24 protein-coding genes and 2 tRNA genes are annotated in these 24773 nt (G+C 70.0%); 13 read left to right on the forward strand and 13 right to left on the reverse strand.

The genetic code is table 11. The features are described 5' to 3' along the window. Positions 1 to 31: 31 nt before the first annotated feature. Entirely contained in the window at positions 32 to 2596 is a 2565-nt protein-coding gene (gene pepN / locus FFT09_RS17965; protein ID WP_138383415.1) for an aminopeptidase N, read from the reverse strand. Between the two features lie 198 nt (positions 2597 to 2794). On the opposite strand from pepN, the gene FFT09_RS17970 reads away from it, so the two are divergent. Continuing rightward, entirely contained in the window at positions 2795 to 3412 is a 618-nt protein-coding gene (locus FFT09_RS17970; protein ID WP_024875905.1) for a mycothiol-dependent nitroreductase Rv2466c family protein, read from the forward strand. A gap of 7 nt (positions 3413 to 3419) precedes the next feature. Here FFT09_RS17970 and FFT09_RS17975 read toward each other — a convergent pair whose 3' ends face one another. Continuing rightward, complete coding sequence (locus FFT09_RS17975; protein WP_138383416.1) at positions 3420 to 4172, reverse strand: MBL fold metallo-hydrolase; 753 nt, start codon at positions 4170 to 4172, stop codon at positions 3420 to 3422. 60 nt (positions 4173 to 4232) lie between these two features. Here FFT09_RS17975 and FFT09_RS17980 point away from each other — a divergent pair, with 60 nt between their 5' ends. Both FFT09_RS17980 and FFT09_RS17985 read left to right on the forward strand, forming a co-directional pair. Continuing rightward, entirely contained in the window at positions 4233 to 4706 is a 474-nt protein-coding gene (locus tag FFT09_RS17980) for a ribose-5-phosphate isomerase (RefSeq protein WP_024875903.1), read from the forward strand. Next, complete coding sequence (locus FFT09_RS17985) at positions 4706 to 5515, forward strand: Fpg/Nei family DNA glycosylase (protein ID WP_081194938.1); 810 nt, start codon at positions 4706 to 4708, stop codon at positions 5513 to 5515. The genes FFT09_RS17980 and FFT09_RS17985 overlap by 1 nt, the downstream gene beginning before the upstream one ends. 5 nt (positions 5516 to 5520) lie before the next feature. On the opposite strand, the gene FFT09_RS17990 is transcribed toward FFT09_RS17985, so the two are convergent. The 3 genes from FFT09_RS17990 to FFT09_RS18000 form a co-directional block, all read right to left on the reverse strand. Further along, positions 5521 to 6312, reverse strand: a complete 792-nt coding sequence (locus FFT09_RS17990) for a hypothetical protein (protein WP_081194940.1) — start codon at positions 6310 to 6312, stop codon at positions 5521 to 5523. A 72-nt stretch (positions 6313 to 6384) separates the two neighbouring features. After that, complete coding sequence (locus FFT09_RS17995) at positions 6385 to 6927, reverse strand: C40 family peptidase (protein WP_081194942.1); 543 nt, start codon at positions 6925 to 6927, stop codon at positions 6385 to 6387. A gap of 302 nt (positions 6928 to 7229) precedes the next feature. Further along, the gene (locus FFT09_RS18000) at positions 7230 to 7838 is read right to left on the reverse strand and encodes a TetR/AcrR family transcriptional regulator (RefSeq protein ID WP_081194944.1); all 609 of its coding nucleotides are present in this window, start codon (positions 7836 to 7838) and stop codon (positions 7230 to 7232) included. 64 nt (positions 7839 to 7902) lie between these two features. On the opposite strand from FFT09_RS18000, the gene FFT09_RS18005 reads away from it, so the two are divergent. Beyond that, positions 7903 to 9324 carry an amidase gene (locus FFT09_RS18005; protein ID WP_081194946.1) on the forward strand — a complete coding sequence of 474 codons (1422 nt, stop codon included), beginning with the start codon at positions 7903 to 7905 and terminating at the stop codon, positions 9322 to 9324. A 67-nt stretch (positions 9325 to 9391) separates the two neighbouring features. On the opposite strand, the gene FFT09_RS18010 is transcribed toward FFT09_RS18005, so the two are convergent. Beyond that, a tRNA-Gly gene (locus FFT09_RS18010) sits at positions 9392 to 9462 on the reverse strand. A 79-nt stretch (positions 9463 to 9541) separates the two neighbouring features. Here FFT09_RS18010 and FFT09_RS18015 point away from each other — a divergent pair. Next, positions 9542 to 9615, forward strand: a tRNA-Pro gene (locus tag FFT09_RS18015). A 431-nt stretch (positions 9616 to 10046) separates the two neighbouring features. On the opposite strand, the gene FFT09_RS18020 is transcribed toward FFT09_RS18015, so the two are convergent. The 6 genes from FFT09_RS18020 to FFT09_RS18045 form a co-directional block, all read right to left on the reverse strand. After that, positions 10047 to 11654 carry a solute symporter family protein gene (locus tag FFT09_RS18020; RefSeq protein ID WP_024875896.1) on the reverse strand — a complete coding sequence of 536 codons (1608 nt, stop codon included), beginning with the start codon at positions 11652 to 11654 and terminating at the stop codon, positions 10047 to 10049. Continuing rightward, positions 11651 to 11995, reverse strand: a complete 345-nt coding sequence (locus FFT09_RS18025; protein ID WP_024875895.1) for a DUF485 domain-containing protein — start codon at positions 11993 to 11995, stop codon at positions 11651 to 11653. The genes FFT09_RS18020 and FFT09_RS18025 overlap by 4 nt, the downstream gene beginning before the upstream one ends. 76 nt (positions 11996 to 12071) lie before the next feature. Continuing rightward, complete coding sequence (locus FFT09_RS18030; RefSeq protein WP_081194954.1) at positions 12072 to 13844, reverse strand: sodium/solute symporter; 1773 nt, start codon at positions 13842 to 13844, stop codon at positions 12072 to 12074. After that, entirely contained in the window at positions 13841 to 14221 is a 381-nt protein-coding gene (locus tag FFT09_RS18035; protein ID WP_081194956.1) for a hypothetical protein, read from the reverse strand. Before FFT09_RS18035 ends, FFT09_RS18030 begins: the two co-directional genes overlap by 4 nt. Beyond that, positions 14218 to 15072, reverse strand: coding sequence for a LytR/AlgR family response regulator transcription factor (locus FFT09_RS18040; protein WP_138383417.1), 855 nt, complete (start codon positions 15070 to 15072; stop codon positions 14218 to 14220). Before FFT09_RS18040 ends, FFT09_RS18035 begins: the two co-directional genes overlap by 4 nt. Beyond that, positions 15069 to 16160 carry a sensor histidine kinase gene (locus FFT09_RS18045; protein WP_081195430.1) on the reverse strand — a complete coding sequence of 364 codons (1092 nt, stop codon included), beginning with the start codon at positions 16158 to 16160 and terminating at the stop codon, positions 15069 to 15071. Before FFT09_RS18045 ends, FFT09_RS18040 begins: the two co-directional genes overlap by 4 nt. Before the next feature lie 164 nt (positions 16161 to 16324). On the opposite strand from FFT09_RS18045, the gene FFT09_RS18050 reads away from it, so the two are divergent. From FFT09_RS18050 to FFT09_RS18085, 8 genes are all read left to right on the forward strand, one after another. Beyond that, positions 16325 to 16618, forward strand: coding sequence for a DUF3040 domain-containing protein (locus tag FFT09_RS18050; protein WP_081194960.1), 294 nt, complete (start codon positions 16325 to 16327; stop codon positions 16616 to 16618). A gap of 101 nt (positions 16619 to 16719) precedes the next feature. Then, the gene (gene nhaA, locus FFT09_RS18055) at positions 16720 to 18033 is read left to right on the forward strand and encodes a Na+/H+ antiporter NhaA (protein ID WP_081194962.1); all 1314 of its coding nucleotides are present in this window, start codon (positions 16720 to 16722) and stop codon (positions 18031 to 18033) included. A gap of 143 nt (positions 18034 to 18176) precedes the next feature. Continuing rightward, on the forward strand, positions 18177 to 19646 hold the full coding sequence (tig, locus tag FFT09_RS18060; RefSeq protein ID WP_138383419.1) for a trigger factor: 1470 nt from the start codon (positions 18177 to 18179) through the stop codon (positions 19644 to 19646). Between the two features lie 120 nt (positions 19647 to 19766). Beyond that, positions 19767 to 20360: an ATP-dependent Clp protease proteolytic subunit gene (locus FFT09_RS18065; protein WP_024875887.1), complete on the forward strand. Its 594-nt coding sequence runs from the start codon at positions 19767 to 19769 to the stop codon at positions 20358 to 20360. 23 nt (positions 20361 to 20383) lie between these two features. Continuing rightward, entirely contained in the window at positions 20384 to 21007 is a 624-nt protein-coding gene (locus FFT09_RS18070) for an ATP-dependent Clp protease proteolytic subunit (protein ID WP_024875886.1), read from the forward strand. Between the two features lie 185 nt (positions 21008 to 21192). Next, complete coding sequence (clpX, locus tag FFT09_RS18075) at positions 21193 to 22482, forward strand: ATP-dependent Clp protease ATP-binding subunit ClpX (RefSeq protein ID WP_024875885.1); 1290 nt, start codon at positions 21193 to 21195, stop codon at positions 22480 to 22482. A gap of 26 nt (positions 22483 to 22508) precedes the next feature. Beyond that, the gene (locus FFT09_RS18080; RefSeq protein WP_081194968.1) at positions 22509 to 22862 is read left to right on the forward strand and encodes a hypothetical protein; all 354 of its coding nucleotides are present in this window, start codon (positions 22509 to 22511) and stop codon (positions 22860 to 22862) included. Positions 22863 to 22928: 66 nt separating this feature from the next. Further along, positions 22929 to 23861, forward strand: coding sequence for a sensor histidine kinase (locus tag FFT09_RS18085; RefSeq protein WP_244231409.1), 933 nt, complete (start codon positions 22929 to 22931; stop codon positions 23859 to 23861). 15 nt (positions 23862 to 23876) lie between these two features. Here the strand turns inward: FFT09_RS18085 and FFT09_RS18090 are convergent, their stop codons facing one another. Continuing rightward, the gene (locus FFT09_RS18090) at positions 23877 to 24761 is read right to left on the reverse strand and encodes an alpha/beta hydrolase (RefSeq protein WP_081194970.1); all 885 of its coding nucleotides are present in this window, start codon (positions 24759 to 24761) and stop codon (positions 23877 to 23879) included. Between the last annotated feature and the right edge of the window lie 12 nt (positions 24762 to 24773).

Consider the following 24773-nt stretch of genomic DNA (forward strand, 5'->3'; position numbering starts at 1 on the left):
CGGGACGGCGGCCTTCGTCATCACTGCCGAGTCAGCTCTCGTCGAAGCGCCGGGCCGCCAGCGCCCGCACGACCCCCGCGCGGCCCTCGGTCACCAGGCGCCGCAACGCGGCCGCGTGTGCCCCTTCCAGCCAGGCGTCGGCCGCTGTGATGCCGCCCTGCGACACCTCCCACGACGGGTACAGGCCAAGCACCGTCGGCTGAGCCCGCTCGCTGGAGCGGCGGCCCCACACCTCGTCGAGCATGTCGAAGTAGCGCTGTGTGTAGTCGCCGAGCAGGTGCTTCTGCGCCGGATGCGAGAAGCCCGCGATGACGGCCTCGTTGACCGCGTTCGGCGACTCGTCGTCGTAGACGGCACGCTCCCAGGCCGCCGCCTTGGACTCCGGCGTCGGCCGGAGTGCCCGCGCGCGTTCGGCGTGCCTGCGCCCGGTCGCCGTGTCGTCGCGCCGCAGCTCGGCGTCGATCTCGGGGGCACCGGCGCGGCCGTGGGCGACGAGGGCGTGCAGCAGCCGCCACCGCAGGTCGGTGTCCACCGTCAGGCCGGCCAGCGGCGCGCTGCCGTCCAGCCAGCCGGACAGGGCGTCGAGCGCCGCCGCGTCGAGCACGGCGCCGGCGAGTGAGTTGACGAACGCGAGTTGGTGGTCCGAACCCGGTTCGGCCGCGCGGGCCAGCTCCAGCAGCCGGGCGGTGAACGACGGCCAGCCCTGCTCGGCGGCCCAGGACGGCTGTGCGTAGGAGTTCAACGCCGTCTGGGTCTGGAGCAGCAGCCGCTGCACGACCCCGACCTCGGTCTCGGCGTGGATGCCACGGAGCACGAGCGTGACGAAGTCGCGGGCCTTGAGTTCGGCCTGGCGCGTCATCTCCCAGGCCGCCGACCAGCAGAGGGTGCGCGGCAGCGGATCGGTGATGTCGGCGATGCGGTCGACGAGGGTCGTCAGGGACGTGGTGTCGAGTCGCATGGCGCAGTAGGTGAGGTCGTCGTCGTTGACGAGGACGAGCGCCCCGGCCGGGACACCGACGAGGTCACCGACCTCGGTCTGCTGGCCGGTGATGTCGAGTTCGACGCGGTGGGTGCGGGTGAGGGTGCCCGTGCCGGTGTCGTCGTAGACGCCGACGGCGATGCGGTGGGTGCGGTACTCACCCTCCCCGGGTTCGGCCCCGGTCTGGGTGACGGTGAAGCTGCGGTAGTTCCCGTCGTCGTCGAGTTCGTAGTGGGGGCGCAGGGTGTTGAGCCCGGTGGTCTGCAGCCATTGCGCGCTCCACCAGGACAGGTCGCGCCCGGATGCCTCTTCGAGTGCGGCGAGCAGGTCGGCGAGGGTGGCGTTGCCGTAGGCGTGTTTGGCGAAGTAGACCTTGAGCGCGGCGAGGAAGTTGTCGAGTCCGACGTAGGCCACGAGTTGCTTGAGGACGCTGGCGCCCTTGGCGTAGGTGATGCCGTCGAAGTTGACCTCGACCGCGTGCAGGTCGACGATGTCGGCGGCGATGGGGTGGGTGGAGGGGAGCTGGTCCTGGCGGTAGGCCCAGGACTTCTCGATGTTGGCGAAGCTGGTCCAGGCTCCGGTGTACTCGGTGGCTTCGGCCTGGGCGAGCACGCTGGCGAAGGTGGCGAAGGACTCGTTGAGCCAGAGGTCGTCCCACCAGCGCATGGTGACCAGATCGCCGAACCACATGTGCGCCATCTCGTGGAGCAGTGTCTCGGCGCGGCGTTCGTAGGCGTAGCGGGTGACGCGGCTGCGGAAGACGTAGTCCTCAAGGAAGGTCACCGCGCCGGCGTTCTCCATGGCACCGGCGTTGAACTCGGGCACGAACAGCTGGTCGTACTTGCTGAACGGGTAGGTCACGCCGAAGGCCTGGTGATAGAAGCCGAAGCCCTGCTTGGTCTCGGTGAACAGCCGTTCGGCGTCCATGTGCTCGGCCAGCGAGGCCCGGCAGTACAGGCCCAGCGGGATGGTCGTGTGTTCGTCGCGGTAGGTGTCGTGCCACTGCGCGTAGGGACCCGCGATGAGCGCGACCAGGTAGGTCGAGAGCCGTTCGGTGGTCTCGAACTCGACGCGCACCGCCCCGTCGGCGGTGTCCTGCCGCTGGGCCACCGCCGCGTTGGACACCACCACCCAGTCCCGGGGTGCGGTCACCGTCATCCGGTAGGTGGCCTTGAGGTCCGGCTGGTCGAAACAGGCGAACATCCGCTTGGCGTCGGCGGTCTCGAACTGGGTGTACAGGTACACCCCGCCGTCGACCGGGTCGACGAAGCGGTGCAGTCCCTCCCCGGTGTTCATGTAGCGGCAGTCGGCGCGCACCACCAGCTCGTTCGACGCCGCCAGTTCCGGCAACGCCAGCCCCTCGTCCTCGACGTACTGCGAGACGTCCAGTGCGAGGCCGTTGAGCTCAGCCTCGCTGACGTCGGCGGCCACGATGTCCACCCAGCTCGACTCGCCCGGCCGGGCGGCCGAGAACGACACCCGCGTCGAGGACGAGAACGTGCCCTGCCCGGGATTACCCCGGCCGTCGGTCAGATCGAGTGCGATGTCGTAGTGAGCGACCTCCAGGGCCTCGGCACGCTGCTGGGCCTGGACACGGGTCAGATTCGGGGCGGGCACGGGCACCTCTGCGCTTGTCGACGATGGTTCGGACGGGGACGGCGGTCGCGGCCGCCGCGTTCCCACATGTGCTGAGCGCATCCAATCATGCGCCGCGTGGTGTGGCGACGGGAACAACGCGCCCGGGCGCGCTGTTGGTCGTCACTGGGGACCCGGCTACCCGGCTCCCGGCGACACCAGTCACGGTGAGGAGAGGCGATGACGGACCGTTCCGAGCGCACGAAGGTCGACTTCTACTTCGACCCCATGTGCCCGTTCGCGTGGATCACGTCGCGATGGATTCTGGAGGTCGAGCGGCAGCTCGACATCGACCTCCGCTTTCGCGTGATGAGCCTCGCCGTGCTCAACGAGGGACGTGACCTCGACCCCGGCTACCGCGAGTTGCTGGATCAGGCGTGGGGTCCGGTCCGCGTGGCGATCGCGCTCGCCCGGGAGCACGGCGAGGAGGTGCTGCGCGACTTCTACACCGCATTCGGCACCCGCTATCACAACGAGGACACCAAGGACGTCGAGTTGGTGCTGAAGCAGGCCGTCGAGCAGGTGGGCGGCTCCCCGGACGTGTTGGCAGCGGCGGGCTCCACCGACTACGACGAGGCGCTGCGAGCCAGCCACCACGAGGGCATGGACCCGGTGGGCATGGACGTGGGCACCCCGACCCTGCACGTCGACGGCGTGGCCTTCTTCGGCCCCGTGCTCTCGTCGATCCCGAAGGGCCAGGACGCCGTCCGGGTCTTCGAGGGCGCGAGGGCGCTGGCCAGCTACCCGGACTTCTTCGAGCTCAAGCGCACCCGCACGGGGTCGCTGTCGTTCGACTGAGTTCGCCTCAGCCGGGTGCGGCGAGGGCGGCGACCGTCACGTCGGCGGGCAGTCGTGAGCGCGCCGCCGCCGCGTCCGGGCTCAGCTCACCGTTCCGCACGGCGTGGTGCAGGTCCAGCAACAGCCGCAACTCGTGGCGGCAGCGGGCGAGGAAGCCCGGTCCGACAACCTCGCCGTGACCCGGCACCACCGTGTGCGGTGCGAGGCCGAGCAGCCGGGTGAGGGCGGGCGGCCAACCGGCGAGCGTGGTGTCCGCACCGAACGACTCGGTGCCGAACGAGCCACCCGGCACGTGCTCCACGAGGTCGCCCGCGAAGACCACTCCGGTGCCGGGCACGTGGACGTACACATCGCCCCGGCTGTGGGCCGCGCCCGGATGGTCGAGCACCACGCTGCGCCCGCCGAGGTCGAGTTCGACCCTCCCGTCGACGGGCCGGTAATCCGGCACCGCGCGGTCGCGCTCGCGCAGCGCGGCCGCGCAGGCGGGATGGGCCCACACCTCGCACGGCAGGAAGGCAGGCAGGCCGTCGGCGTGGTCGAAGTGGTCGTGCGTGAGCACGACGCTCCACGGCAGTGACGTGATCTCGCGGACGGCCGCGGCGAGTTCGGCGCCCTCGTCCGGGCCCTCGCGCGTGTCCACCACCAGGCACCGTGCCGCGCCCACGACCAGGCCCACCGACAGGTCCCATCCGGCATAACGGCGCGTGAACACCCCGGGCGCGAGTTCACGCCAGCGTGGCGCGGGGACCGTTTCCGTCATGGGTGCAGCGTAGGCGGGCGGCTGCGTGGGGCGGTCGCGGAGATGGCAGACTGAGCAGCCGTGCGCGTGTACCTCGGAAGCGACCATGCCGGTTACGAGTTGAAGAACCACCTCGTCGAACACCTGCGCGGGCAGGGCCACGAGGTGACCGACGTCGGCCCCCACGTCTTCGACGCCGCCGACGACTACCCCGCGTTCTGTGTCGAGACCGCCCGCAGGGTGGTCGCCGACGAGGGCAGCCTCGGCGTCGTCATCGGCGGTTCGGGCAACGGCGAGCAGATCGCGGCGAACAAGGTCCCCGGTGCCCGAGCCGGTCTGGCGTGGAGCGTCGAGACGGCCCGGCTCACCCGCGAGCACAACCACGCGCAGCTGATCGGGGTGGGTGCCCGCATGCACACCGTCGGTGAGGCAGCCGAGATCGTCGACGCGTTCGTGACCACACCGCCGTCCGAGGACGAGCGGCACCTCCGCCGGATCAGGCAGATCACGGAGTACGAGCGCACCGGCACGCCGCCGCCGCTGCCGCGGGACTGATGCCCGAGGGACACACCCTGCACCGGCTGGCGCGGCTGCACCGGCGGCGTTACGCGGGTACGCCGGTGCGGGTGTCCAGCCCGCAGGGGCGCTTCTCCGCCGAGGCGGCCGCGCTCACCGGACAGGTCCTGACGTCGGTGGAGGCGCACGGAAAGCACCTGTTCCACCACTACGGTCCACACGGGACAGTGCATGTCCATCTCGGACTCTACGGAATGTTCACCGAGGCCGTGCTTCCGGTCGCCGAACCCGTGGGGCAGGTACGGATGCGGCTGGTGGGCAGGACGCACTTCACCGACCTGCGCGGACCCACCCGGTGCGAACTGCTGAGTGCGCCCGAGGTCGAGGCGCTCGTCGGCAGGCTGGGCCCGGACCCCCTGCGTTCCGACGCCGACCCAGACCGGGCGTGGCGGCGGGTCTGTCGCTCGCGGGCGTCGGTGGCCACTCTGCTCATGGACCAGTCGGTGGTCGCCGGAGTGGGCAACGTCTACCGGGCCGAGGTGTTGTACCGCCAGCGCGTACCCCCGGCGACGCCGGGGCGATCACTGTCGCGCGAGCGCTGGGACGCGATATGGGCCGATCTGCGTCACCTGATGGGCGAGGGTGTCAGGGTGGGCCGGATCGACACCGTCGCCGAGGAGCACCACCCCGACGTCACCGGCAGGCGACCCCGCAACGACCGGCACGGTGGCGAGGTCTACGTCTACCGCAGGGCCGGGCAGCCGTGCCTCGTGTGTGACACGCCGGTGGCCCGGACGGAACTGGCAGGCCGGAACCTGTACTGGTGTCCGGCCTGCCAGTCGGCGTGACTCGCCTAGAACCCTCCGAAGTCGCCTCCGAAGTCGCCGCCGCCGAAATCACCACCGCCGAAGTCGCCGCCGCCGAAGTCGTCACCGCCTCCGGCGTCACCTCCGTCTCCCGCGTCGCCGCCGTCACCGCTCTCCATCGCGTCCTCCTGGCCGGCGTCGTAGCCGTCTTCCCAGGCTTCGGCGCTCGGGATTCCGGCCATCCCGGAGAACATTGTGGAGAACAGCAGCATGGAGCCGAGGCCCCATGCGCCGGCGACGAGGGCGGGCTTCCACCACGGCTCGCTGTACCAGCCCTGGGGGACCGGGCGACCCGCGACGCGCCCGCCGGGGTAGTAGTGCGGGGTGTTCGACGTCGGCTGCGGCGACGCCTCGTAGTGCTGGCCCTCGACGTCGACCGACCGGTGCTCGGTCACCTTGCCCGCGCGCTCGCGTTCGGGGTCGTCGGGCAGCGCGGGACCGGGGTCGATGCCCATCGCCGTCCGTGCCGCACGGACGTAGTAGAGCCCTTCCAGCGCGGTCTGCTTGGCGAGTTGTGCCTGCTCGGCGGTTTCGGCGCGTTCCATCTCGGAACCCGCGGCGGTGTACCGCTCGCTCGCGTCGGCCAGTGCCTGCTGTGACGCCAGGTCGGTACCGGTCAGGTTCAGAACCTGCCCGCCGAGGCGTTCCACCCACCGGCGGGCGTCGGCTTTGGCGTCCTCCACCCGGCGTTGTTTGGCCTGCGCCTGGGACCGCACGAGATAGGCCGTACCGGCGACGACGATCAGCAGGAGCACGATCACCGTGATCGTGGTTCCCATGGGCTACTCCCGGGTTGTTGGATGCGCTGAAACAGACAACGCGGACAGTGTCCCAGGAGTTCCCGTGACCCGTCACCAAGCCCGGCCGACGGTGAACGAATCCGTCCAGATGTGCTGCAGTTTGACCACGTCGCCCGGTTCGGGTGCGGCCCACATCCGGCTCTCTCCCGCGAAGATGCCGACGTGGTACACGCGGCCGCCCTCGTGGAAGAACAGGAGGTCGCCGGGGCGCATCTCACTCTTGGGGACATGGGGCAGCGCGGCCCGCTGTTGGCTCGACGTCCGGGGGAGGTCGATTCCCGCCCTCGCGTGGACGTACTGCGAGAGGCCGGAGCAGTCGAATCGGTCGGGTCCCTCGGCCCCGTAGACGTAGGGGTCACCGGCGTGCCGGGCGGCGAGGTCGACGATGCGTTCCCCGTCGGGAGCCGCGGGTTTGCCCACGTTGCCGCCCGGCTTCGGTTTGTCCTTCACCGCGGTAGAGGGAGGCTTCCCGCCACCACCGGCGGCGTTCGCGTTCTGGTTCATCATGGCCGATCCCACGGCCGGGGTGCTCAGCAGCGCCGACGCTCCGACGGCCAGCACGGCCACGGATCGCGCGAAAGCGTGTCGGGACATGTTTCCTCCGTGTGGATTTGCGCGTTCAGGAACTCCTCTTAGGACTTCCGGCCGCCGTTTTCGGCGACACAGAACGGTAAACACGTCCACGCTGTACACAGCGAATTGTTCTTTGGGGATTGTCGGGAAAGGAACGCGATTGGAGAGGAACAGGTTTGGCCGCGACCTGCCGCCGACCAGCGGGTCTGCTCACGGTGCGGAGTCGCTTGACCACTATCGGTGGTGACTCGGATCACAGAAATAAGTGTGATTTGAGTCACGTCTCGGGTGGGTGTCGCGGCCGGTGCGACGGGCTGCCGACGTCAGCGTTCCGGCTGTTGGGTCGCCCGGCGTGCGCCGCGCAGGATCAGCTCGGTGGCCGCCACCACCGCATCGGCCGGGATCGACTCCGGATCGAGGGCGCGTTGGATGGCCAGGCCGTCCTCCAGCGCGTGGATCACGAGGGCGGGAAACGAAGCCTCGGTGGCATCGATCCCCAGCTCGTGCGCCACGGCGCCGGTCAGCGCTTCGCGAGCGAACTGCTCCCGGTCGGCGAGCGGCGAGCGCCTGCCGGGTGTGCGCTGGAGCGCGTCGCGAACCAGTTCCAGGCGAAGCGCCAGCCATTCCTCGACGTGGGCCGAGCGCGTGCGGTGCCAGGCGCGCAGTGCTTCCCAGGGGTCGTCCTCGGCCTCGGCGAGTTCGGCCACCTCGTCGCGCTCGCGGCGGGTTCGCGCCGCCAGCAGTGCCGCGACGAGGGCGTCCTTGTCGGCGAAGTGGCCGTAGAACGCTCCCCGTGTGTAGCCGGCTCGATCGGCGATCCGCTCGACCGAAGCCCCTGCCACCCCCACCTCCGCGAACACCTCGGCGGCTGCGGCAAGCAGCCGGGACCGGGTGAGTTCCTGCGATTCCCGACGGGACAGCCGCCTAGCCACGAGAGCTCCCGCAAACTTTCAAATTCACTGCTGAATCCAGAGACATATGTGTATCTTAAGCGCCATGACCGCCACTGTGCACGATCCGACCACCTGGACGGCGACACGCATCCGGAGCTCGGTCGCGTCCGGCCGAGCCAGCGCGGCCGAAGTCCTGAGGGCCCACCTGGCCCGCCTCGATCGCCTCAACCCGTCGCTGGCGGCCGTGACCTCCCGCCGTGACGACGAGGCGCGGCGCGACGCGGCGGCCATCGACGACGCCGTGGCGCGTGGCGACGCTGTCGGCCCCCTCGCCGGAGTCCCGGTCACGGTCAAGGAGACGACCGACGTCGCCGGGCTCGCGACGACACACGGCCTGCGGGCCTTCGCCGACCGCGTGGCCAGGGTCGACGCCCCGCCGGTGGACCGGCTGCGCCGTGCCGGCGCCGTCGTGATCGGTCACACGAACATGCCGACCCTGACGCTGACCGGCATGCACCCGCGCAGCGAACTGTTCGGCGACACCGTGAACCCGTGGGACCCGCATGTCACCCCGGGCGGGAGCAGCGGTGGCGACGCCGTGGCCGTGGCCGCCGGGCTGGCCGCCTGTGGACTCGGGAACGACTCCGGGGGTTCGACACGGCTTCCCGCGCAGTTCTGTGGCGTCGCCGGGCTGAAGCCGACACCCGGCCGGGTTCCCGCCGATCACCGGATCGGCTCGGCCGATCCCTCACCGGCCGCGGCGTTGTTCCCCGTCGACGGCCCGCTCGCGCGGACCGTGGCCGACCTGCGCGCCGTGTTCGACGTGCTCGCCGGGGCCGATCCACGTGATCCACGAGCCGTGCCGGCGCCGCTGCGCGGGCCGGAACTCGCTCGCACGGTCGGCATCGTTCGCGATCCGGGTGGGCACGGTGTGGACCGGGCCGTCGTCACCGCGCTCGACGACGCGGCTCAGGCGCTCGCCGACAGCGGATACCACGTCGTCGAGGCCGAGGTGCCGATGCTCGACGAGGCGCTGGAGGTGTACACGGGCATGGTCCTCACCGAGTTCGCCGGGAACTGGCCCGCGATCAGCGCGCTCGTCGGCCCGGAAGCCTCGCGCTACATCGACTTCGACCTCGACGAACACCCACCGCTGGACCTCGAGGGTTATCTCGACCGCGCGGCCCGGCAGCTGACCGTCCGCCGGGCGTGGGCCCAGCGGGCGGTGGACACACCGCTCCTGCTCGGCCCGGTCAGCACCCGAGCGTCGTTCGCGCCAGGGCAGGAGTCCAGCTCTGCGGAACAGAAGCGTCGCTTCGGCCGTTCGATGACGCTCGCGACCTGGTCCACCGCCGTCGGAGCACCCGCCGTCGCCGTGCCGACCGGGCTCGTCGACGGGAGGCCGGTCGGTGTGCAACTGATCGGACCGGCATGGCGGGAAGACGTCGTGTTCGACGCCGCGCAGGCGATCGAGGACACCTGCGGAGTCCTGACCCCGATGGAGCCCGTGGCGAACCGCACGTGAGCGGAAATGCGAACGGCGCCCCTCCGCGGAGCGGGAATGGGCGCCGTTTTCGCTGGTAGAAGCCTTGAGCGGGCGACGGGAATCGAACCCGCGTAGCCAGTTTGGAAGACTGGGGCTCTACCATTGAGCTACGCCCGCGCGCGGCCCGTGTACCCGGCCGCATGGGTAGTGTAGCGGTACCCGCTAGAGTGGTCGCACACCGCCCTCGCGTGGTGACCGGGGTGTGGCGCAGCTTGGTAGCGCATTCGCTTTGGGAGCGAAGGGTCGCAGGTTCAAATCCTGTCACCCCGACAGCAGGGTTGGCCTGCTACTACACGGACAGGTGTGCAGTAGCAGGCCGAACCGGCACAGCGCTCGGCGACGCGAACCGCGACCACGCCTCACGTCCGCCCATCGCGGGGAGAACGCGATCGTTCACAGCGCGGCGCTGACTGCGGGCGTCTCGCGGACGGCGGCACGGTCCTCCCGATGACACGATGCGGACGAAGGACGCCCCTGTCCTGCCGGGGCGCTCCCCGCCCGGTCGAGACGTCGGAGGTGGGTGGTGAAGTGTGTCCCCTGGATATCTCGCTGGCGGCGCTCGGGAGCGGAGCGCGGGAACACGCGGACGGAGGCTGAGCACCCTCGACCGTCCAGGCGCTCACCCGGAATTGCTCGAGTGCCGCGAAGGCCACCTTCACCGCGTCAGACGCAGTCAAGGTGGCCTTCGCGGCATCACCCATTCAGTGGGAGGTCGCCTTTTCGGAGCCCGCGCCCGTCAGGGCCCGGACCTCCATCTCCTTGTGCTTGTCCTCCAGGTGTTCCTTCGACAGCACGGTGCCCAGCCAGCCGAGGAAGAACGACAGCGGGATCGACACCAGGCCCGGGTTCTGCAGCGGGAACCAGTGGAAGTCCACGCTGGTGATCATCGAGCTCTCCGTGCCCGAGACGGCGGGCGAGAAGACGATCAGCACGATCGTGCAGGTCAGGCCGCCGTAGATCGACCATAGTGCGCCGGAGGTGTTGAACCGCTTCCAGAACAGCGAGTACAGGATCGTCGGCAGGTTCGCCGAGGCCGCCACCGCGAACGCCAGTGCGACGAGGAACGCCACGTTCTGGTCCTTCGCGAAGATGCCGCCGACGATCGCGACCGCACCGATGACGCACGCGGTGATGCGGGCGACCTTGACCTCGGTGTTCTTGCTGTCCACCTTTCCTCGCTTGATCACGTTGGCGTACACGTCGTGGGCGAACGACGCCGATGCCGTGATCGTCAGTCCCGCCACCACGGCCAGGATCGTCGCGAAGGCCACCGCGGCGATGAAGCCCAGCAGGACCGGGCCGCCGAGTGCCTCCGCCAGCAACGGTGCCGCCGAGTTCTCCCCGCCGGGCGCGTTGCTGATGGTGTCCGAGCCGACGATGGCGGCGGCACCGTAACCGAGCACCAGGGTGAACAGGTAGAACAGGCCGATCAGCACGATGGCCCAGACCACGGACTTCCTGGCGTCCTTGGCGGTGGGCACGGTGTAGAAGCGCATCAGCACGTGCGGCAGGCCCGCGGTGCCGAGCACGAGTGCCACACCGAGCGACAGGAAGTCGAGCTGCGAGGTCTCGCTGGCGCCGTACTTGGCGCCCGGGTTGAGCAGGCTGTCACCGTCACCGGCGCGCTCGGCGGCCGAGCCGAGCAGCTCGGAGAGGTTCAGACCGTAGCGGCCCAGCACCCACACCGTCATCGCGAACGTGCCCGCGATGAGCAGTCCGGCCTTGATGATCTGTACCCAGGTGGTGCCCTTCATCCCGCCCACGAGCACGTAGATGATCATCACGACGCCGACGACCGAGATGACGACGGCCTGTCCGACGTCGCCCTCGATGCCCAGCAGCAGCGACACCAGGGCACCCGCGCCCGCCATCTGGGCGAGCAGGTAGAAGAACGAGACCGCCATCGTGGAGGTGGCCGCGGCGGCCCGCACCGGGCGTTGCCGCATCCGGAAGGCCAGCACGTCGCCCATCGTGAACTTGCCGGTGTTGCGCAACAGTTCCGCCACCAGCAGCAGTGCGACGAGCCAGGCGACGAGGAACCCGATGGAGTAGAGGAACCCGTCGTAGCCGTACACCGCGATGGCGCCCGCGATGCCGAGGAACGACGCCGCCGACAGGTAGTCACCGGCGATGGCGGTGCCGTTCTGCGGCCCCGAGAAGGCCCGGCCCGCGGCGTAGTAGTCGGAGGCCGTCTTGGTGTTGCGCGAGGCCCGGAAGACGACGACGAGCGTGCCGATCACGAACAGGCCGAAGATGGTGATGTTGAGGACGGGGTTGTTGCCCTCGATGCTCTGGGCGAGTGTGGTCACGAGGCGTCCCCTTCCATGTCCTCCCGGATCCGGTCGGCGATCGGATCGAGCTTGCGGTTCGCGTAGCGGACGTAGAGACCGGTGATCACGAACGTCGACACGAACTGCAGCAGGCCGAGGACGAGCCCGAGGTTGATGTTGCCGACGACCTTGGTGGACATGAAGTCGTGCGCGTAGTCCGCCAGCAGCACGTAGGTCAGGTACCAGACCAGAAACAGCGCGGTCATGGGGAAGACGAACCGCCGCAGCCTGCTGCGCAGCCGCTGGAAGTCCTCACTCGCGTGGACCTCGGCCCAGGACTGCGGCCCTGGCGGATGTGTCGAGGGCTCGGTGGTGCTCACTCCTGACCTCCTCGTCAGACACGTGCGTTGTGCGTGGTGCGTCACAGTAGGGAGGAGGACCTACCGGACGTAATCGTCAGCGGACCAATCGGCGTGTGATGCGACGAACGGCCGACGAGCGGCGGGCCGACCACGATGAGTGGCCCAGGTCACGTGCGAGTGACGAGCGTTCGGCGAACGGCGAGCGCCGGTGCTCGTGCAGGTGCAGGCGCAGCATGGCCGCCGTGGCCCAGGGCGGCGGCCTGCCGAACAGTGAGACCACCACCATCGTGGCGAACGCCAGCGGTACCGACCAGGGCGCGGGTTGGATGAGCAACACGGTGACCCAGCCCGGTACCGGCGGTTCGGCGATGCCCAGGGCGAACCCGCCGCACGAGGCGAGCAACCCGACCGCGATCCCGGCCACGGCTCCCGCCGCGGTGAGCCGGGACCACCAGATTCCGAGGACGAGCAGCGGGCAGAACGTCGAGGCCGCCACAGTGAAGCCCCAGGTCACCAGCGTGCTCGCGTCGAAGGACAGTGCGGGCAGCGCCAGCAGGACCACCACCGCTGCCGCGCCCACGACCGCCACCCGCAGCTGGCGCAGTCCTCCCGGCACGAGGTCGTGCGAGATGGCTCCCGAGACCACCAGCAGCAGCCCGAGCGAGGTGGCGAGGAACGCCGCGAACGCGCCCGCGGTGAGCAGCCCGGTGAACACCCCGCCGAGCGGGCCGGGGTCGACCTGCGCCGGCAGAGCCACGACGGCGCTGTCCGACGCTCCCGACAGGTACAGGTGCGGCACGAGCACCCGGCCGAGCATCCCGTAGATGCCGGGAAACACGTAGAACACGCCGAGCAGCGCGACGGTGAGCGCGGCCGTACGCCGGGCCGCTCTGCCGTCGGGACTGGTGTGGAAGCGCATGATGATGTGCGGCAGCCCCATCGTGCCCAGCATGGTTGCCACCAGCACGGCCCAGGTGGCCAGCAGTGGGTGGCCGGTGTCGCCCAGGTCGAGCAGCGGTCGTTCCCAGCCCGCCGAGCCCGGCGCGCTCTGCCCTTCCGGGACCGGCGCCGCGCTGCCCGCCTCGAACACGATCCTGGTGCCCCCGGCGACGTGCCACTCGCCCGGCGAGACGAGCCGGGTGCCGCCGTCCTCGACGACCCGCACGCCTTCCGGTACCTCCAGCGTGGCCGGAACCCGGAACGACACGGCCGTCTCGGTGTCGAAGTGGGTGAACTCGGCCGGATGCAGCGCCTCCTGCCGCACGTCCGGCCCCGCCTGGGCGAGCAGCCACAGTGCGGGGACGATGAACAGCGCCAGTTTGAGCGCGAACTGGAACGCCTGCACGTAGGTCGCCGCCCGCATGCCTCCGAGGGCGAGCGTGACGCTGACGGCGATCCCGGCGAGCAGCACCCCCACCCAGTACGGGGTGCCGCTGACGACGCTGAGCACGAGCCCTGCCGTGCGGAACTGGGGCACCAGATACAGCACACCCACCACGAGCACGACGACGGCGGCGAGTCGGCGCAGCCCGGCCGAGCCGAGCCGGGCCTCGGCGAAGTCCGGCACCGTGAGCGCGCCGGAGCGGCGCATCGGCGCCGCCACGAGAGCGAGCATGGCAATGTAGCCCGCGGTGAACCCGACCGGGTACCACAGCGCCCCCACCCCGTCGCGCACCATGAGCCCGGCCACGCCCAGGAACGAGGCGGCGGACAGGTACTCGCCGGAGACGGCGGCGGAGTTGAGCAGGGGGGAGACCCGCCGCGAGGCCACGAGGAAGTCCGACGTCGTGCGCATGGCGGCCACGCCACGCAGCCCGATGGCGAGGGTGATGAGCAGCACCGGCGCCACGGCGAGTGCGACGATCATCGCGGGGCCTCGTCGGGTCCCACGTCGTCGAGCGCACCCTCCTCCCGCTCCACCCGGCGCAGGTGCCAGAACGCGAGCCCGACCATCGCCGGAAACGGCAGCACCATCACCGCGAGCCACGACACCGGCACGTCGAAAACCCGTAGCCGGTCGAGCGACGGCAGCACGGCCAGCAGCAGTGGCAGCCCGAACACCAGAGCGCACGCCACGCCGAGCGCCGTGGCCGCGAGCCGCCGCTGCCGCCGGTACAGTGCCACGGCGAGCGGCGCCTCGGCGGGGTCGAGCGTCGTGGGCCGCCACGGACCCCGGTAGCGACGCCGCGCGTGAGCCAGCCGGGTCTGCGGGCTCGTCACCGCCACCCTGCGGTGGCCGCTCACGGTGCTGAGCCCTTCGCGCCCTTCGCGCCTCCTGCGCCCTCCGCGCGCAGTTCACCGCGTTGCGCGGCCCGCAGCAGGCGCTCCCTGAGCTGACGGGCGTGCCTGCGGCTCACCGGGACGTCACCGAGGTCGGTGTGGGCGAGCAGGCCGCCGACGGAATCACTGCGCAACTCCCGTACGGCGGACAGCGCCACGAGAAACCCGCGGTGGGCGCGCACGAAGCCCGCCTTCGCCCAGTACTCCTCCAGCCGGGAGATCGGCATCCGCACGAGATGCACCCCGGAGTGCGCGTGCAACCGGACGTAGTCGCCGTGGGCCTCCACGAAGCGGACGTCCTGGCGCCGCACGTACCGGGTGCGCCCCGCGGACTCGACGGGAAGGGCGGCCAGCGCGTCGGGCGCCTCCTGCGGCGTGGCGGACACGGTGGGCCCGGTGGGCACGGAAGGCACGGCCTCGGCGGGGTCGAGCGTCACCATGCGTCCCACCCGGGTCAGCGCGTCCGCGAGCCGTTCGGCACGCACCGGCTTGAGCAGGTAGTCGACGGCGCCGATGCCGAACGCCGCGACGGCGTGCTCGTCGTAGGCGGTGACGAACACGATCACCGGTGGACGGGCGAGCTTGGTGAGCAGGCCGGCGAACTCCAGCCCGTCGAGCCCCGGCATCGCGATGTCCAGGAACACCGCGTCGAACTCCTCCGAACGCAGGCGCTTGAGCGCGGCCACGGCGTCGCCCGCCGGCACGACCTCGCCCACCTCGGGCGCCTCCCGCAGCAGGCCGCACAGGTCCTGCAGGGCCGCCGGCACGTCGTCGACGGCGAGCACCCGCAGCGGTGGCTGGTGCCCCGTGGTCACGGCATCACCCCCGGCTGGAACCGAGGCACCCGCACGACCACCCGGGTGCCCTCGCCGTCGGCGGTCTCCACGACCAGCCCGAACCACGGCCCGTACACGTTGCGCAGCCTGCGGTCGACGTTGGCGAGTCCCATGCTCGTCGAGTCGCCCGCGCCCGCGAGCAACCGTTCGGCCGTGCCGGGTTCCATCCCCACTCCGTCGTCGTCGACGCTGATGACACAGTCGGTGCCCTCCGCTTCGCCGAGCACGGTCACGGTGCCGCCGCCGGAGCGGTGTTCGATGCCGTGCCGCACCGCGTTCTCCACCAGCGGCTGGAGCACGAGGTAGGGGATGGCCACGGGCAGGACCTCAGGTGCGACGCGCACCTGGACGCGCAGCCGGTCACCCAGCACCGCGCGTTGTAGCGCGAGGTAGGTCTCGATCGCGTGGAACTCGTCGGCGACCGTGGTGTACTCGCCGTGGCTGGCCAGGCTGTACCGGATGTAGTCGGCGAAGTCGAGCATGAGTTCGCGCGAGCGGTCCGGATCGGGGCGGACCAGCCCCGCGATCACCGTGAGCGCGTTGTAGACGAAGTGCGGCGAGATCTCGGCCCGCAACGCCCGCAGCTCCGCCTCGGCCGCGTCCTCCGCCGAAGCCTCCAGCCTGCCCCGCTCCAGCGCCGCCTCGCTCAGCCCGGCCACCTCGCGCAGTGCGGTCATCCTGGCCGTGCCCGCGACCACGAGCACCCCGGCCAGCTCGTCGTGCACGATCAGCGGGAGTGCCACCACCTCGGCCTTGCGGCACTGGTTCTCGGTGTGCAGGACCTGCTCGATCATCGAGTGGACCTCGACGTCGGGTGGCAGCGCGCCCGCCGTGAGCAGCCTGCCCGACAGGTCGGCCAGGCCGACGCCGTCGGCGGCGAGCAGGCGCCGGATACCGCGCGCCGCGGCCCGCACCCTCGGCCCGGACAGCCCGTCGACGAGGTCCTCGGAGACGTGCCGTGCCGTCTCCAGGGTGGGGCCGGGGTCGCGCAGCCTGCGGGACAGCGGTGTCCAGGACGGCCACGAGGAGTGTGGAGTCGTCCGGGCCGTCGCTCGTCCGGAGGACATCGACATGGGGCTCCCAGCTACGTCGGCGGTACGGGGAATCTAACGGCGAGCCACGCTCGCGGGAAGGGGTGACGGGGGACGAATGGCGGATACCGGGCCGCTCACCACCGGCTGCACTGTCGCCGGCGTCGCGTCCGGACCCATAATCGCGGTGGTGGTGCGTGATGGCACGGGACGAGGAGCAGCGTCGGCTGCTGGCCGAGATCGAGCGCCGGTTCATCGAGGACGATCCGGTGCTCGCGCGGCGGCTCGCGCACCTGGGGTCGGCGCGGTGGGCGCGCCGGATCGTCGCCATCGTGCTGTTGCTTGCCTCCTTCGTGCTCGGTCTCGCGGTCGTGGCCTTCGGCGCGGAGGTGGGTGTCTGGCCGCTCAGCGTGGCCGGTTTCGCGCTGACGGTTCTCGTGCCGACGCTGATCGTGTGGCGGGTCTGGGTGCGCGGGCGGGGTAGCCCGCCGTAAATCTGGCGATCTTGAAAGCTCCGGGTCGTTAGGTTCGGCAAGTAAGGTGTGGGCTGTTGTGCCGGAGTTTCACCCGACCGGGAGGGGTTGACGATACCCAGATGAGCACCGCGCCCCCCACGAAGAACACCATGTTCAGCCGTACGTCCTGGCGCGAATGGAAGCGCGTGGCGGACGTCCTGAGGCTGGAGACCGTCGGCGGCATACTCCTGCTCGCGGGAGCCGTCATCGCTCTGGTATGGGCGAACTCGCCGTGGTCGGAGTCGTACACGACGGTGAGCGAGTTCACCTTCGGCCCGCACGCACTGCATCTCGACCTGTCGGTGTCGCACTGGGCGGCCGACGGCCTGCTGGCGATCTTCTTCTTCGTCGTGGGGCTGGAGCTCAAGCGCGAGTTCGTGGTGGGTGACCTGCGGGACCCGCGCAAGGCGGCGATTCCGATCGTGGCCGCCGTCGGCGGTGTGGTCGTGCCCGCCCTCATCTACGTGCTCGTGAACCTCGGTGACCCGAGCGCACTGCGAGGCTGGGCCATCCCCACCGCCACCGACATCGCGTTCGCCGTGGCGGTCCTCGCGGTGATCGGACGCTTCCTGCCGTCGGCGCTGCGGATGTTCCTGCTGACGCTGGCCGTCGTCGACGACCTCATCGCCATCTTCATCATCGCGGTCTTCTACACCGAGGAGCTGGCCCTCGTCCCGTTGCTGCTGGCGCTGGTGCCGCTGGCGCTGTTCACCTTCCTGGTCCAGCGGCGGGTGCGCGCGTGGTGGGTGCTGCTTCCGCTGGCGCTGACGGCGTGGGCGCTCGTCCACGCCTCCGGTGTCCACGCCACGGTGGCGGGCGTGCTGCTCGGGTTCGCCGTTCCCGCGCTGCTGCGCAAGGGTGAGGCCGTCTCGCTGGCCGAGCACTTCGAACACCGGTTCCGGCCCATCTCGGCAGGCGTGGCGGTGCCGATCTTCGCGCTGTTCGCGGCCGGCGTCTCCTTCGGTGGGCTCGACGGCCTGACCTCGGCGCTGACCGACCCCGTCGCCATCGGCATCATGGCCGGGCTGCTGCTCGGCAAGGCCATCGGCATCTTCGGCACGACCTATCTGATGGGCCGGTTCACCCGGGCCGAGCTCGACAGCGACGTGGCCTGGGTCGACGTGTTCGGCATCGCCGTACTGGCCGGGATCGGGTTCACGGTGTCGCTGCTGGTCGGGGAGCTCTCCTTCGACGCCGCCGACGAGCGCAGTGAGCTGGTCAAGATCGCGGTGTTGTGCGGATCGCTGCTGTCGGCCGCGGTCGCCGCCGTCGTGCTGCGCCTGCGCAACCGCACCTATCGCCGGATCCACGAGAAGGAGACGCGCGACGAGGACGCCGACGGCATCCCCGACATCTACCAAGGTCGTTCCGCCGGGCAGGGCGACGCCGGGTGAGTCACCTCCGCCTCACCCGTGGTGCGGACCCGCACCACGGGTGGGTGCGGTCGGTGGCCTAGACTCGGACATCCGGTCCCTGCTTGACCTGCGGTCGCTGGACCGGTTCACAGTACCGACACCGTCCCGGCGAGGAGATAACGTTGAAGAGCACCGTCGAGCAGCTGAGCCCGACGCGCGTGAAGATCAATGTCGAGGTGCCGTTCGACGAGCTCAAACCGAACTTCGACCGCGCCTACCGGAAGATCGCTCAGCAGGTTCGGATCCCAGGATTCCGTCCCGGCAAGGCCCCGGCCCGCGTACTCGAGAGCCGGATCGGCCGCGCCCCGGTGCTCGACGAGGTCGTCAACGAGGCCATCCCCGCGAAGTACCTCGAAGCCGTCCGCGGTGGTGAGGTGCGCACGCTGGGTCAGCCCGACTTCGAGGTGACCAAGCTCGAGGACCGCGAGGTGCTCGAGTTCAGCGCCGAGGTGGACGTCCGCCCGGAGATCGAGCTCCCCGACCTCGGTGACCTCACCGTCAGCGTGGACGACGTGGAGCTCGACGAGTCCGAGGTCGACGAGCAGCTCGACGAGCTGCGCGCCCGGTTCGGCACGCTGACCGGGGTGTCGCGGCCCGCCGAGAACGGCGACTTCGTCTCGATCGACCTCGCGGCCACGGTGAACGGCGAGGAGGTCCCCGACGCCTCCACGGAGGGCCTGTCCTACGAGATCGGGTCCGGCCAGCTGGTGGACGGCATCGACGACGCGATCATCGGAGCCAACGAGGGCGACACGCGCACCTTCACGACCAAGCTGGTCGCGGGTGAGCACGCCGGCTCCGACGCCGAGGTCTCCGTCACCGTCGGCTCGATCAAGCAGCGGGAGCTGCCCGAGGCCGACGACGAGTTCGCGCAGCTCGCCAGCGAGTTCGACACGCTGGACGAGTTGAAGGCCGACCTGCGCGAGCGGCTGGAGCGCATGAAGCGGGTCCAGCAGGGTGTGCAGGCGAGGGACAAGGTGCTCGACACACTGCTGGAGCAGGTCGACGTGCCGCTGCCCGAGAAGGTGCTCGAGTCGGAGATCTCGAACCGCAAGCACGACGCGATTCACCCGTTCGACCACGACGAGGACGCCTACAAGCGCTCATTGGAGGCGCAGGGCGGCAATCCCGAGGAGTGGGAGACCGAGATCCGCGACGAGGCCGAGAAGTCGGTCCGCACCCAGCTTCTGCTGGACACCATCGCCGACGACCGGGACGTCTCGGTGAACGATTCCGAGCTGACCGAGCGCATCATCTACCAGGCGCAGCGCTTCGGGATGAACCCGGACGAGTACGTTCGCCGGGCGCAGGAGGCGGGCCAGCTCGGCGCCATCTACGCCGACGTCCGGCGTGGCAAGGCGCTGGCGGCCGTGGTGCAGGAGGTCACGGTCACCGACGCCTCGGGCGAGACCCTCGATCTGCGCGAACTGTTCGGCACGGAGTCGGACGAGACCCCCGAAGGGGCCGACGCCTCCGACTCTTCGGACTCTGCGGACCGGGCGTCGACCGAGGACACTGCCTCTGACGGGGCCTCGACAGAGGACAGTGCGACCCCGGCCTCCGGCGAGGCGGGCACCACGTCCGATCGGTGACCTCTTCTCATGCTCTGAGCGAACTCGGGCGGTGTCAGGACTTCTGCGCCGCCCGAGTTCGTTAGGGTCGGTGACAAGATCTTCGCAACTCCGAAAAGGCAGGCAGACGTGACGCAGCACATGCCCGAGGGGCGGACCAGCACCGCGGGGCTCAACCTGACCGACTCGGTGTACGAGCGGCTGCTCCAGGAGCGCATCGTCGTGCTCGGCTCCGAGGTGAACGACGAGGTCGCCAACCGCATCACAGCGCAGCTCCTGCTGCTGTCCGCGGAGGACCCGCAGTCCGAGATCCGGTTCTACATCAACTCGCCCGGTGGTTCGGTGACCGCGGGCTTCGCGATCTACGACACGATGCAGCTCATCGAGCCGGACGTCTCCACCTACGCGATGGGGCTTGCCGCGTCGATGGGGCAGTTCCTGCTGTCCTCCGGGACGCCGGGCAAGCGCTACTCGCTGCCGCACGCGCGCATCCTCATGCACCAGCCCTCGGCCGGTGTGGGTGGCACGGCCTCGGACATCGCGATCCAGGCCGAGGTGTTCGGCAAGTGGAAGCACGAGCTGGCCCGCATCACCGCCGACCAGACCGGCCAGTCGGTGGAGCAGATCATCGCCGACGGTGACCGCGACCGGTGGTTCACCGCGACGGAGGCCAAGGACTACGGCTTCGTCGACCAAGTGCTGACCCGCGACAACCCGACCCCGAACGCGAACTGACCGGGCAGGGTAGGAGGAGAATCATGAACGGTTTCCAACTTCCGCAGTCCCGGTACATCCTCCCCTCGTACGTGGAGCGCACCAGCTACGGGATCAAGGAGTCGAACCCGTACAACAAGCTCTACGAGGAGCGGCAGATCATGCTGGGCGTCCAGGTGGACGACGCCTCGGCCAACGACGTGATGGCCCAGCTGCTGCACCTGGAGCACGAGGACCCGGACCGCGACATCATCCTGTACATCAACTCGCCGGGCGGGTCCTTCACGGCGCTGATGGCGATCTACGACACCATGCAGTACGTCCGTCCCGACATCCAGACGGTGTGTCTCGGGCAGGCCGCCTCGGCGGCGGCCGTGCTGCTGGCGGCCGGGACGAAGGGCAAGCGGCTCGCGCTGCCGAACTCGCGGGTCCTGATCCACCAGCCCGCCACCGAGGGTGCCTACGGGCAGGTGTCGGACCTGGAGATCCAGGCGGCCGAGATCCAGCGGGTCCGCAGGCTGATGGAGACCACGCTGGCCAAGCACACGAACAAGTCGCCGGAAGAGGTGCGCACCGACATCGAGCGTGACAAGATCCTGACTCCGGAGGAAGCCAAGGAGTACGGGATCATCGACCAGGTGCTGGAGTACCGCAAGGCGCACGGCTGACGGTTCCGCTCGTGGGGGCGGGCGGCGTGTCGACACGGGGCCGTCGCCCGCCTTCCACAGTAGGCTTGGGGTTTCGGGCGCTCGATCGCTGGTAGATCTCCCGTCGGGCGCGCGGGGCGGGTACCGTCAGTGGCAACGCAGGACACAGGTGTCATCGGCACCGGGAGGGGACGAGGTCAGCGGTCATGGCACGGATCGGCGACGGTGGGGACCTGTTGAAGTGCTCGTTCTGCGGGAAGAGCCAGAAGCAGGTGAAGAAGCTCATCGCCGGGCCCGGCGTCTACATCTGTGACGAGTGCATCGAGCTCTGCAACGAGATCATCGAGGAGGAGCTCGCCGAGACCAGCGACGTCAAGCTGGACGAGCTGCCCAAACCCGCCGACATTCACGAGTTCCTTGAGCAGTACATCATCGGCCAGGGCGAGGCCAAGCGGACGCTCGCGGTGGCCGTGTACAACCACTACAAGCGCATCCAGTCCGAGTCGAAGCCCGCGAAGGACTCGAAGGACGAGCCGGTGGAGCTCGCCAAGTCCAACATCCTGATGCTGGGGCCGACCGGGTGTGGCAAGACCTATCTGGCGCAGACCCTGGCCAAGCTGCTCAACGTTCCCTTCGCCATCGCCGACGCCACCGCGCTGACCGAGGCCGGTTACGTCGGTGAGGACGTCGAGAACATCCTGCTCAAGCTGATTCAGGCCGCCGACTACGACGTGAAGCGGGCCGAGACGGGCATCATCTACATCGACGAGGTCGACAAGATCGCCCGCAAGTCCGAGAACCCGTCGATCACGCGGGACGTCTCCGGTGAGGGCGTGCAGCAGGCGTTGCTCAAGATCCTGGAAGGCACCACCGCGTCGGTGCCGCCGCAGGGCGGACGTAAGCATCCGCACCAGGAGTTCATCCAGATCGACACGACGAACGTCCTGTTCATCGTCGCGGGCGCGTTCGCGGGCCTCGAACAGATCATCAACGACCGGGTCGGCAAGCGCGGCCTCGGTTTCGGCGCCGAGATCCGCACCAAGCGTGAGATCGAGGACAGCGACGTCTTCACCGACACCATGCCCGAGGACCTGATCAAGTTCGGGCTCATCCCCGAGTTCATCGGCAGGCTCCCGGTGGTCGCCAGCGTGACGAACCTGGACAAGGAGTCCCTGGTCCGCATCCTTACCGAGCCGCGCAACGCGTTGACCAAGCAGTACACCAAGCTGTTCGAGATGGACAACGTGGAGCTGGAGTTCACCAAGACGGCGCTGGAGGCCATTGCCGACCAGGCGCTGCTGCGGGGAACCGGCGCCCGCGGGCTGCGCGCCATCATGGAAGAGGTACTGCAACCGGTCATGTACGACATTCCGAGCCGCGACGACGTGGCGAAGGTCGTCATCACCGAGCAGACCGTGCGCGAGAACGTGAATCCCACGATCGTGTCGCGTCAGCCGACGCGACGGCAGCGGGAGCGTGGCGAGAAGTCGGCCTGAGAGGCTGACCGCTACTCTCGCTTCCCATGACAGCCACGCCGCCGACGACCCCGCCCGTTCCGCACGGTGACCAGGACGTCGACTTCGACGAACTCGCGCGCAAGATCGTTGCGGTAGCCGGGCTCCGGCGGCCCCGCGTGCACCGCGCGGTGGTGGTGACTCTCGGTGTGCTCACCGCGCTCTGTCTGCTCGCGACGGCGACCCGCCTCTCGCCCGCCCCACTGATCCCGCTTCCGGGGCTCGGAGTGGCCGCCTACGGGGCCTGGCGCTGGCGCAGCGCCGGAGACGACCGCCGCCGCGTCGCCGCGATGACGGTGGTGGCCGTCGCCGTGGCGGTGTCGTTGTGGGCGATGTCATTCGTAGCACGTAATCTGCTGTGACACGTTTACGTCGTCGGACCTCGGGATAACTCTTTCGGGTTAACGACGAGTACGAGGGACGCGGTGGTGGTGGAACAAGGTCGCGGTACCGGGGAGTTCTTCTCCCATCAGGCGCTGTTCTACCGGGACGACGCCAGCTACCTGGCGGGAACGGTGCCGTTCATCCTCGACGGCCTCGCCCGGCGGGAGCCCGTGGCGGTCGCGGTGCCTCCGGTCCGGCTGCGGCAGATCGACGACGCGCTGGGATCGGCCAGGGACCGGGTCCGGCTGCTCGACATGGTCGAGATCGGGCGGAACCCGGGGCGCCTCATCCCGGCGGTGCTGCACGCCTTCGCGGACGAGCACGACGGGCGAGTGCGGGTGATCGGGGAGCCGGTGTGGCCAGGGCGCTCCGAGGAGGAGTACGCGGCTTGCGTGCAGCACGAGGCGATGGTCAACCTCTCGTTCGAAGGGCGGGACGCGACGTTTCTGTGCCCCTACGACGTCGCGACGCTGAGCGACTCGGTGGTGGCGGACGCGGAGGCGACCCATTCCGGGCTCGTGGACACGGCCGGTGCGCGGCCGAGCCCCGCCTATGCCCCGGAAGCCGCGTACGAACGCTACAACCTGCCGCTGTCGGCGCCCGACGACGCGTTCTCGGTGCCGTTCGACCTCGAAACCCTCTCGAAGGCCCGCCACGTCGCCACCGAGTTCGCGCAGCGCGCGGGCTTCGAGGGCGACCGGCTGCACGATGTGGCCCTCGCCGTGGGCGAGGTGTGTGCCAACAGCGTCGAGCACGGTGGCGGTGCCGGAGTTCTCGCCGTGTGGCCGCAGCGCGACGGGATCGTCTGCGAGGTGACCGACCGGGGACAGCCCACCGACCGGCTCGCGGGCCGCAAACCCGCGACCGCGTACCAGACGGGCGGGCGTGGCTTGCTGCTCGTGAACCAGGTGGCCGATCTGGTCAGAACCCACGTCGGGCCCGAGGGTCTCACGACCCAGATCTACCTGCGGCCCTGAGCGACCGCTCGCCCCTCACGAGCGCTGCCATACCTGCTCGGGACAGTGGCGGGCGAGAAACGCCAGCAGTCCGGGCACGGTGGAGCTGAAGAACTCGCCGGTATGCCCGCCGGGTGCGAGGTGAGCGACCTCGGGATCCGCACGCCGGATGTAGGAGCGCGCCCCGTCGATGAACGGGTCCTCGGTGCCGCACCAGATGCCGGTCGGTGTACCGCGCAGCGTGTGGACGTGCCGCAGCGGGTCCATCGACGCCCAGTCGGCGCGGCTGTGCCAGGCCCGGCGCCGGCGCATCTCACGCCAGGGCATCAGTGCGGGAGCGAGTGCGGCGACGGCGCGGACGGGGGTCTGCCGCTCGGCCCGTCGCCGGGCGTAGAGCAGCGCGCCGAACCCACCCATCGAGGTGCCCGCGGCGGCGAACGGGGTGCCGTCGTCGCCACCGAGGTCGTGGCTGCGGAGCCATTCGGGCACCTCCTCCAGCAGCATCCCCATCGGATCGTCGCCGTGGTGGTGTTCGTGCCAGTACGTGTTGCCGCCGTCCACGGCGACGAACCCGAACGGGGGGACTCTGCCCCCGTCGACGGCGCGGGCCAGCGCCGGAACCAGCCCGCCGGGAGCGGCGAGCCGGGCGCGGGAGTGGCGGCCGTGCAACAGCACCACCATCGGCATCCCCCTCGGCGGCGTGCGTCGAGGCAGGAGATAGACGAGTTCCACGTTCCGGCCGCGAAGCCGGGACTTGCGTTGCTCGACGACGAGTGAGCCGCCCGCCTCGACGGAGCGTGCCGCGGGCGAGGCGGTACTGAACGTGACGGTACCGATCGTCGCCAGGCACAGCGTCGCGGAGAGTGTCAGGCGCCTGCTGATCCGGTGACGACCACGATCCGGTGTTTCCGGCACAGGCACCCCCAGCTCGGT

The organism is Saccharomonospora piscinae (assembly GCF_005862235.1).
Taxonomy (GTDB): Bacteria; Actinomycetota; Actinomycetes; order Mycobacteriales; family Pseudonocardiaceae; genus Saccharomonospora; species Saccharomonospora piscinae.